Origin of the sequence: Streptomyces sp. SID14478, assembly GCF_010548525.1 — a bacterium.
GTDB lineage: Bacteria > Actinomycetota > Actinomycetes > Streptomycetales > Streptomycetaceae > Streptomyces.
Map to the genome: position 1 here is coordinate 1 of NZ_JAAGMG010000559.1, position 9,584 is coordinate 9,584.

General features: G+C 68.2%; 7 protein-coding genes, 2 tRNA genes and 1 pseudogene. 7 read left to right on the plus strand and 3 right to left on the minus strand.

Going from position 1 to position 9,584, the window contains the following annotated elements; genetic code table 11:
- Positions 1-175 precede the first annotated feature (175 nt).
- Complete coding sequence (locus tag G3I40_RS18515) at positions 176-370, plus strand: hypothetical protein (RefSeq protein ID WP_164303249.1); 195 nt, start codon at positions 176-178, stop codon at positions 368-370.
- A 134-nt stretch (positions 371-504) separates the two neighbouring features.
- Here G3I40_RS18515 and G3I40_RS18520 read toward each other — a convergent pair.
- Positions 505-578, minus strand: a tRNA-Gly gene (locus G3I40_RS18520).
- A 149-nt stretch (positions 579-727) separates the two neighbouring features.
- Between G3I40_RS18520 and G3I40_RS18525 the strand changes: the two genes are divergently transcribed.
- The 5 genes from G3I40_RS18525 (at position 728) to clpX (ending at position 5,488) form a co-directional block, all read left to right on the plus strand.
- Positions 728-804, plus strand: a tRNA-Pro gene (locus G3I40_RS18525).
- Positions 805-976: 172 nt separating this feature from the next.
- Positions 977-2,389: a trigger factor gene (gene tig / locus G3I40_RS18530; protein ID WP_164303250.1), complete on the plus strand. Its 1,413-nt coding sequence runs from the start codon at positions 977-979 to the stop codon at positions 2,387-2,389.
- Between the two features lie 289 nt (positions 2,390-2,678).
- The gene (locus G3I40_RS18535) at positions 2,679-3,284 is read left to right on the plus strand and encodes an ATP-dependent Clp protease proteolytic subunit (protein ID WP_164303255.1); all 606 of its coding nucleotides are present in this window, start codon (positions 2,679-2,681) and stop codon (positions 3,282-3,284) included.
- A 62-nt stretch (positions 3,285-3,346) separates the two neighbouring features.
- Positions 3,347-4,006, plus strand: coding sequence for an ATP-dependent Clp protease proteolytic subunit (locus tag G3I40_RS18540; protein ID WP_164303251.1), 660 nt, complete (start codon positions 3,347-3,349; stop codon positions 4,004-4,006).
- Positions 4,007-4,201: 195 nt separating this feature from the next.
- Positions 4,202-5,488, plus strand: coding sequence for an ATP-dependent Clp protease ATP-binding subunit ClpX (gene clpX / locus G3I40_RS18545; RefSeq protein ID WP_164303252.1), 1,287 nt, complete (start codon positions 4,202-4,204; stop codon positions 5,486-5,488).
- A gap of 88 nt (positions 5,489-5,576) precedes the next feature.
- Here clpX and G3I40_RS18550 read toward each other — a convergent pair whose 3' ends face one another.
- Entirely contained in the window at positions 5,577-6,554 is a 978-nt protein-coding gene (locus G3I40_RS18550; protein ID WP_164303253.1) for a hypothetical protein, read from the minus strand.
- A 115-nt stretch (positions 6,555-6,669) separates the two neighbouring features.
- On the opposite strand from G3I40_RS18550, the gene G3I40_RS18555 reads away from it, so the two are divergent.
- The gene (locus G3I40_RS18555) at positions 6,670-9,327 is read left to right on the plus strand and encodes a valine--tRNA ligase (protein WP_164303254.1); all 2,658 of its coding nucleotides are present in this window, start codon (positions 6,670-6,672) and stop codon (positions 9,325-9,327) included.
- Between the two features lie 69 nt (positions 9,328-9,396).
- On the opposite strand, the pseudogene G3I40_RS18560 reads toward G3I40_RS18555, so the two are convergent.
- A pseudogene (locus G3I40_RS18560) lies at positions 9,397-9,584 on the minus strand (hypothetical protein); the annotation flags it as partial.

The following is a 9,584-nucleotide window of genomic DNA, read 5'->3' on the forward strand; positions in this document are numbered from 1 at the left end:
CGCCGCTCATGCGCCCCAAGGCCGCGCGGCGTCGGCGCCCCCGCGCGCGCGTGGCCGACGATGCGTCACCGGCCGCATACGGAAGCCCCGTTGGTGGCACGATGGTTCTGGCGGGGGGTGTGCGGGGCTGTGCCCCCCGGGCCGGGAGAGCGGACCGACCTAGGGTGTGATCAGTGTGGCCATTTCGCTGTCAGTGGTGCTGTTGTTGGCGATCGTCCTCGTGGTGCTGATGCGCGGCGGCTCGATCAAGGCGGGGCCCGCCATAGTGGCGGTGCTCTTCGGCTTCTTCCTGGCCTCGACCGGAATGGCCCCCTCGATCAACAACTTCCTCAACTCTGTCGCGGACAGCATCAGCGCGATCAAATTCTGAGCACGCGCAGGTCGCGAGGGGCAGCGGGCCGAGAGACAGCGGGCCGGGGGCACGAAAAGCCCCGGCCCGGTCCGCCCACGAACGCGATCAGGGCCAGGTGGAGGAGAAATCCTCCGACCTGGCCCTGCGTCGTATGGAGCGGGCGACGGGAATCGAACCCGCGTAGCTAGTTTGGAAGACTAGGGCTCTACCATTGAGCTACGCCCGCACAGCGCACCGCAGGTCGGCGACCGCGGCACGAAAGGCATCGTAGCGGGTCCGGGACCCCGCCCGCACACCCTCTTGCCGTCCCGGTCACGCACCGCGCAATGCGAGAGCCGCACCGCCTGCGGGCATGTACCCTACGTGTCGCACCGACGGGGTGTGGCGCAGCTTGGTAGCGCGTCCGCTTTGGGAGCGGAAGGCCGTGGGTTCAAATCCCGCCACCCCGACCAGCGTTGCCGCGGCGGCACGACGGCCGCCGCCCACGGGGTGGGTCCGGGGATCGAGCGGACTTCAAGATCGCATTGTGGGTGTGCTCCGGCGTGCCGTTACTATGCAAGCTGCATGCCCGTGTGTCTCTAAGCCGGGCACGATTCCTGAAGTCAGCCCCCAAGGAGACCCACCGTGAAGAGCGCCGTCGAGACCCTGAACCCGACCCGGGTTCGGCTCAGCATTGAGGTGCCCTTCGAGGAGCTCAAGGACAGCCTCGACGCGGCGTACAAGAAGATCAACCAGCAGGTCACGGTGAAGGGCTTCCGCAAGGGCAAGATCCCGGCCCGCGTCATCGACCAGCGGTTCGGCCGCGGTGCCGTGCTGGAAGAGGCCGTCAACGACGCGCTTCCGAAGTTCTACACCGAGGCCGTCAACGAGGCGGAGCTCAACGTCCTCGGCCAGCCCGAGGTCGACATCACGGAGCTGAAGGACGGCGAGACGCTGAACTTCACCGCCGAGGTCGACATCCGCCCGGCCATCGAGATCCCGGACTACTCCGGCATCGAGGTCGAGGTCGACGCCGTCGAGGTCACCGACGCCGACGTCGAGAAGGCCGTGGAGGAGCTGCGCGAGCGCTTCGCCTCGACCTCCCCGGTCGAGCGCGCCGCCGCGGACGGCGACGTCGTGACGATCGACCTGGAGGCCAAGGTCGAGGGCGAGGTCCTCGAGGACGGCGTCGCCTCCGGCGTCTCCTACACCATCGGCTCCGGCGAGCTGCTCGAAGGCATCGACGAGGCCGTGAAGGGCCTGGAGGCCGGTGGCGAGGCCACCTTCACCTCCGAGCTCAAGGGCGGCTCCGCCGAGGGCAAGGAGGCCGAGGTCACCGTCAAGGTCACCCAGGTCGCCGCCCGCGAACTCCCGGCCCTGGACGACGACTTCGCCCAGCTCGCCTCCGAGTTCGACACCCTCGACGAGATGCAGGCCGACAGCCGCAAGCGCCTCGAGAACATGAAGCAGTACGACCAGGCCACGCAGGCCCAGGAGCGCGTCCTGGAGAAGCTGCTCGAGCTGGTCGAGGTCCCCGTTCCCGAGAAGCTGCTCGAGGACGAGGTCCAGACCCGCAAGCACAACCTCGAGCACCACCAGCTCGGCCAGATGGGCCTCGACATCGAGAAGTACCTCGAGATCCAGGGCAAGACGGTCGAGGAGTTCGACGCCGAGACCCGCGAGCAGGCGGTCAAGGGCATCAAGACGCAGTTCGTCCTGGACGAGCTCGTCAACAAGGAGAAGCTGAACGTGAACCAGGAGGAGCTCACCGAGCACCTCATGCGTCGCGCCGCCTCCTCCGGCATGTCCCCCGACCAGTTCGCCCAGGCCGTCGTCGAGGGCGGTCAGGTCCCGATGCTGGTCGGCGAGGTCGCCCGCGGCAAGGCCCTTGCCGTGGTCGTCGAGGCCGCCACCGTCAAGGACACCAACGGCGAGGTCGTCGACCTGGAGGACGACGAGGAGGAGGGCACGGAGGCCGCCGAGGGCGCCGCCGAGTCCACCGAGTCCACCGAGTCCACCGAGGCCGTCGAGTCCGCCGAGGACAAGACCGAGGCCTGAGCCTGCCTCCAGCAGGCAGCTGACAGCGCAGCTGGGCAGTACCGCGAGAGGCCCCCGGGACACCCCGTCCCGGGGGCCTCTCGCGCCCTGCGGCAGGCCTCCCCAACAGGCGGCCAACCTGCGCTCACAGCGAACAGTTCCTTCTGCGGGATTCTCCGGAGGGACCCGCGCGTTAGGGTCCATGAATACGAGGGCAGGGGACTCCCCGAGCGAGGGCCCCGGCCTCAGTGAGAGACGCGAGACGGCACGTCGCCGTCAGAGACGAGCAGGTGGATACGTGACGAATCTGATGCCTTCCGCCGCCGGCGAGCCGTCCATCGGTGGTGGCCTCGGCGACCATGTCTACAACCGGCTGCTCGGCGAGCGAATCATCTTCCTCGGCCAGCAGGTCGACGACGACATCGCCAACAAGATCACCGCACAGATGCTGCTCCTTGCCGCTGACCCGGACAAGGACATCTACCTCTACATCAACAGCCCCGGTGGCTCGGTGACGGCCGGCATGGCGATCTACGACACCATGCAGTACATCCCGAACGACGTCATCACCATCGGCATGGGCATGGCCGCCTCCATGGGCCAGTTCCTGCTGACCGGCGGCTCGGCGGGCAAGCGCTTCGCGCTCCCGCACACCGACATCCTGATGCACCAGGGCTCCGCCGGTATCGGCGGTACGGCCTCGGACGTGAAGATCCAGGCCGAGTACCTGCTGCGTACGAAGCAGCGCATGGCCGAGATCACGGCCCGGCACTCCGGCCAGACGGTCGAGACGATCATCCGTGACGGTGACCGCGACCGCTGGTTCACCACCGAGGAGGCCAAGGAGTACGGCCTCATCGACGAGATCATCTCTGCCGCCACGGGTGTTCCGGGTGGCGGCGGCACCGGCGCCTGATCGCCGGCGTCGAACGAAGCCCACTGCCTCCCTCACCAGGACACCAGGACGGAACACCGACGATGAACAACATTCCCGGCAGCGGCCTGTACACGGGCCCGCAGGTCGACAACCGCTACGTGATCCCGCGCTTCGTCGAGCGCACCTCGCAGGGCGTACGTGAGTACGACCCGTACGCGAAGCTCTTCGAGGAGCGCGTCATCTTCCTCGGCGTGCAGATCGACGACGCGTCCGCCAACGACGTCATGGCGCAGCTGCTGTGCCTGGAGTCGATGGACCCGGACCGCGACATCTCCATCTACATCAACAGCCCCGGTGGCTCGTTCACGGCCCTCACGGCCATCTACGACACGATGCAGTTCGTGAAGCCGGACATCCAGACGGTCTGCATGGGCCAGGCGGCCTCGGCCGCCGCCGTCCTGCTCGCCGCCGGCACCCCCGGCAAGCGCATGGCACTGCCCAACGCGCGCGTGCTGATCCACCAGCCCTCCGGCGGCACCGGCCGCGAGCAGCTCTCCGACCTGGAGATCGCGGCCAACGAGATCCTCCGCATGCGTACGCAGCTGGAGGAGATGCTGGCCAAGCACTCGACGACCCCGCTGGAGAAGATCAGCGAGGACATCGAGCGCGACAAGATCCTGACGGCCGAGGACGCACTCGCGTACGGCCTGGTCGACCAGATCATCTCGACGCGCAAGATGAACAACGAGGCAATCGCCTGACGAGGCGTTGTATCGTCTGCCACTCCCCGGCACGGTTCACGGGGCCCGAGGGCCTGAAGGGTCTGCCTGACAGCAGCTCGTCGAAGTGAACCGTGCCAAGGGGGGCCCGAACGGGGGGCCCGGCAAGGTACCGTCGGATACAGGCACCAGGAGCCGCTTTACGCGAGCGTCTCCCAGGCGAAGGGGAAGCACCTCGTGGCACGCATCGGTGACGGCGGCGATCTGCTCAAGTGCTCGTTCTGCGGAAAGAGCCAGAAGCAGGTCAAGAAGCTCATCGCAGGCCCCGGTGTATACATCTGCGACGAGTGCATCGACCTCTGCAACGAGATCATCGAGGAAGAGCTCGCGGAGACGAGCGAAGTGCGCTGGGAAGAACTTCCCAAGCCACGCGAGATCTACGAGTTCCTCGAGGGCTACGTCGTAGGCCAGGAGGCCGCCAAGAAGGCGCTCTCCGTGGCGGTCTACAACCACTACAAGCGCGTCCAGGCCGGCGAGAACGGCGGGGCGACGGGCCGCGACGACGCGATCGAACTCGCGAAGTCCAACATCCTGCTGCTCGGCCCGACGGGCTCGGGCAAGACCCTGCTCGCCCAGACGCTGGCCCGCATGCTGAACGTCCCGTTCGCCATCGCGGACGCCACGGCGCTCACGGAAGCGGGCTACGTCGGCGAGGACGTCGAGAACATCCTGCTGAAGCTCATCCAGGCCGCGGACTACGACGTCAAGAAGGCCGAGACGGGCATCATCTACATCGACGAGATCGACAAGGTGGCCCGCAAGTCGGAGAACCCGTCGATCACGCGCGACGTGTCCGGCGAGGGCGTCCAGCAGGCACTGCTCAAGATCCTCGAAGGCACCACGGCTTCCGTCCCGCCGCAGGGCGGCCGCAAGCACCCGCACCAGGAGTTCATCCAGATCGACACCACGAACGTCCTGTTCATCGTGGGCGGCGCCTTCGCAGGCCTGGAGAAGATCATCGAGTCGCGGGCCGGCGCCAAGGGCATCGGCTTCGGCGCGACGATCCACTCCAAGCGCGAGCTGGAGGAGAAGGACCAGTTCCAGGAGGTCATGCCGGAGGACCTGGTGAAGTTCGGGATGATCCCCGAGTTCATCGGCCGTCTCCCCGTCATCACGAGCGTGCACAACCTCGACCGCGAAGCGCTCCTGCAGATCCTCATCGAGCCGCGCAACGCACTGGTCAAGCAGTACGAGCGCCTCTTCGAACTCGACGGCGTGGAGCTGGAGTTCGAGCGCGAGGCCCTGGAGGCCATCGCCGACCAGGCGATCCTGCGCCGCACCGGCGCCCGCGGACTGCGCGCCATCATGGAGGAAGTCCTCCAGTCGGTCATGTACGAGGTCCCGTCCCGCAAGGACGTGGCCCGCGTGGTCATCACCGCCGAGGCCGTCCACTCGAACGTGAACCCGACGCTGATTCCGCGGGATTCCCGCGGGAGCGGTGGCGGGGAGCAGAAGTCGGCTTAGCGGTACGGCAGTTGACGTAAGGAGGGCCCCGGTCCGGACGCGATGTCCGGACCGGGGCCCTCCTTCGTGCGGGGCGTGCGGGTGGCCGTCAGGCCTTGACGCGGACCTCGCTGCGGAACTTCGTGACGGTCTCCGAAGCGGCCTTCAGATCCGGCTTCTTGCCGGACATCATGTCCGCGACGTCGACCGCGGCGACGACCGCGACGGTGCTGTGGTCACCCCAGATGCACAGCGGCATGTAGACCACCTTGGGGCCCTTCTCGGTGGAGGCGGGGTCGGTGTTCTCCACCTTCATCTGCTGGCACTTCAGGATGAAGTCATCCGTGCTGTAGTCGGTGGGGCTGTCGATGAGCGTGGACTTGGTCTTGTCGCTGTCGTTGCTCTTCGTCATCTCGAGAGCGCCCTTGGAGAACATGCCGTCGACGAGCTTGTCCGGATCGTCGATCTGCCCGTAGGCGCCCGCGAAGTTCAACGCCTTGCCGGCCAGCGGGTTCGAGGTGTCCTGAGCCCCGTAGTTGGCACCGACGGACTTGCCGTTCTTCAGGCCGTCCTTCTCGGCGTCCTTCATGTCGCTCTCGTCGAAGCCGCTGCCGGAGTCGGTCGCGTCCTTCTTGTACTCGCCGAGCACCGTCGCCGGCGTCGTCAGCTTGTGCGCCCCGTCGTCCGCCACGGACGCGCTCGACCCCCCGGAGAACACCAGGTACGCGCCCACGCCGAGCGCCGCCACCACGGCGACCGCCGCGATGATGATGCCGGTCTTCTTCTTGCCGCCGCCCGCCTGCGGGGGAGCCGGCGGGTACTGGCCGTACGGGGCTTGCTGTTGCTGGCCGTAGGGCCCCGGCTGCTGGGGCTGGCTGTAGGGCTGCTGCGGCGGAACGCCGGGCTGGCCCTGCTGCGGGTAGCCGTACCCGGGCTGCGGGGCCTGCTGGGGGTACCCGTAGCCGGGCTGCGGGGCCTGGGGCTGCTGGCCGTACGGACCCGGCTGCTGCGGCTGCTGGCCGTACGGTCCGGGTTGCTGGGGCTGCTGCGGCTGGCCTCCGTACGGGCCCGGCTGGTTGTAACTCATTACTTGGGTTCCCTCCCGATGTTTATGTGCACCCGACATCCTGACGTACGCGCGTGCGGTTCGGTCCCTCGGAATCGGTTTCAGTACGGGACTGTGACCCCTCTAAACTGGCGCCGTGACCGAGAACTCTCAGCAGCAGAACCCCGTGCCCACCTCCGAACTGCCGACCCAGTACGCGCCGGCCGAGGTAGAGGGGCCGCTGTATCAGCGCTGGGTGGAACAGGGTTACTTCACGGCTGACGCGAAGAGCGACAAGGAGCCGTACACGATCGTCATCCCGCCGCCGAACGTCACGGGTGCGCTGCACCTCGGGCACGCGTTCCAGGTGACGCTCATGGACGCGCTCACGCGCCGCAAGCGCATGCAGGGGTACGAGACGCTGTGGCTGCCCGGCATGGACCACGCCGGCATCGCGACGCAGAACAAGGTCGAGCAGCAGCTCGCCGAGGAGGGCAAGTCGCGGCACGACATCGGCCGCGAGGCCTTCGTCGAGAAGACCTGGCAGTGGAAGAACGAGTACGGCGGCCGGATCCTGGGGCAGCTCAAGCGCCTCGGTGCCGGTCTCGACTGGTCGCGCGAGCGGTTCACGATGGACGAGGGGCTGTCGCGCGCCGTCCAGAAGATCTTCAAGGATCTGTACGAGGACGGGCTGATCTACCGTGCCGAGCGCATCATCAACTGGTGCCCGCGCTGTCTGACGGCCATCTCGGACATCGAGGTCGACTACCAGGACGACGACGGCGAGTTGGTGTCCCTGAGGTACGGGGACGGGGACGAGAGCGTCGTCGTCGCCACGACCCGGGTCGAGACCATGCTGGGTGACACCGCCGTCGCCGTGCACCCCGACGACGAGCGGTACGCGCACCTCATCGGCAAGCGGATCAAGCTGCCGCTGACGGACCGGACGATCCCGGTCGTCGCGGACACGCACGTGGACCCGGAGTTCGGGACCGGTGCCGTGAAGGTGACGCCGGCGCACGACCCGAACGACTTCGCGATCGGGCAGCGCCACGACCTCGAGACCCGCACGGTCATGGACGAGCGGGCGGTCATCACCGTGCCCGGTCCGTTCGAGGGGCTCGACCGGTTCGAGGCGCGCTCGGCGATCGTCGCCGCGCTGCGCGAGCAGGGGCGGGTCGTCGCCGAGAAGCGGCCGTACACGCACTCCGTCGGGCACTGCTCGCGCTGCAAGACCACCATCGAGCCGCGCCTGTCGCTGCAGTGGTGGGTCAAGGTCGAGACGTTGGCCGCGGCCGCCGGTGACGCGGTCCGTGACGGCCGTGTCGGCCTCCATCCCCAGGAGATGGAGAAGCGCTACTTCGACTGGGTCGACAACCTCAACGACTGGTGCATCTCCCGGCAGTTGTGGTGGGGCCACCGGATTCCCGTCTGGTACGGGCCGAACGGCGAGGTCGTGTGCGTCGGCCCCGACGAGCAGCCGCCGGGGACGCAGGAGGAGGGGTGGACGCAGGACGAGGACGTCCTCGACACCTGGTTCTCGTCAGGTCTGTGGCCGTTCTCCACGCTGGGCTGGCCCGAGAAGACCGACGACCTCGCGAAGTTCTATCCGACCGACGTGCTGCTCACCGGGCACGACATCATCTTCTTCTGGGTCGTCCGGATGATGATGTTCGGTCTGTACGCGATGGACGGCGAGATCCCGTTCAGGACGGTCGCGTTGACCGGTCTGGTCCGTGACGAGTTCGGCAAGAAGATGTCGAAGTCGAACCCGAACGCGGTCGACCCGATCGACTGGATGGACGCGTACGGCTCGGACGCCGTGCGGTTCACGCTGGCTCGCGGCGCCAACCCGGGTGCGGACGTGCCGATCGGCGAGGACTGGGTCCAGGCGTCCCGCAACTTCGCCAACAAGGTGTGGAACGCGACCCGCTTCGCGCTGATGAACGGCGCGACGGTCGAGGGGCCCCTGCCGGCGGCGGAGGAGCTGTCGACGACGGACCGCTGGATCCTGTCCCGGCTCAACAAGACGGTGGCCGAGGTCGACGCGTTCTACGACGACTTCCAGTTCGCCAAGGTCTCCGACGCGCTCTTCCACTACGCGTGGGACGAGGTCTTCGACTGGTACGTCGAGCTGTCGAAGACGACGTTCATGGCGGGCGGCGAGCCGGCCAAGGTGTCCGGCCGGGTCCTCGGTGAGGTCCTCGACGTCACGCTGCGGCTGCTGCACCCGATCGTGCCGTTCGTGACGGAGACGCTGTGGACCACGCTCACCGGCGGTGAGTCCGTCGTCGTCGCCGACTGGCCGAAGGCGGTGTCCGTCCCGGGTGTCGACGCGCCGGGCGGTTTCCGTGACGACGCCGCGGAGCGCGAGATCGAGACGGTCCAGCAGGTGGTCACCGAGGTCCGCCGGTTCAAGGGCGAGCAGGGGCTGAAGGCGGGCCAGCGCGTGCCGGCCCGGCTGACGCTGGACGGCACGGCCCTCGCGTCGCACGAGGCCGCGATCCGCCAGCTGTTGAAGCTGCAGCCGGCGGGTGAGGGCTTCAGCGCGACCGCCACGCTGCCGGTCGCGGGTGCGGAGGTGGCGCTCGACCTGTCGGGCGCGATCGACGTGGCCGCCGAGCGCAAGCGGCTCGCGAAGGACCTGGCCGCCGCGGAGAAGGACAAGGCGCAGGCCGAGGGCAAGCTGGGCAACGAGAAGTTCCTCGGCAAGGCCCCCGACCACGTCGTCGACGGTATCCGCGCCCGGCTGGTGAAGGCGGACGAGGACATCGCCCGCATCCAGGCGCAGTTGGAGCGACTGCCGCAGGCGTGAGCGGTCCGCGTACGAGGAGGAAGGCCCCCGCGACCGTCGTGGTCGCGGGGGCCTTCTTGTGTGCGTACGTCAGCCGGCGCGCAGGCCGAGCCGGCGCAACTCCACGTCGGCGAGGGCGTCCAGGACCGCCGGGTCGGCCTCGCGCCACCCTTCGGCCAGCCGGCCGGGGCCCGCGTCGCTGAAGCGGGCCAGCTCGTCGAGGGGTCGCACCAGGGCGCGCAGGGCGAGCAGTTCCCGGCCGTCCTCGGTGGCGGCCA

What these genes read in the sequence shown, in the direction of transcription:
- G3I40_RS18535 (WP_164303255.1), top strand. Translation starts at nt 2,679, where the DNA reads ATGCCTTCCGCCGCCGGCGAGCCGTCCATCGGTGGTGGCCTCGGCGAC.
- G3I40_RS18540 (WP_164303251.1), top strand. Translation starts at nt 3,347, where the DNA reads ATGAACAACATTCCCGGCAGCGGCCTGTACACGGGCCCGCAGGTCGAC.
- G3I40_RS18550 (WP_164303253.1), bottom strand. Translation starts at nt 6,554, where the DNA reads ATGAGTTACAACCAGCCGGGCCCGTACGGAGGCCAGCCGCAGCAGCCC.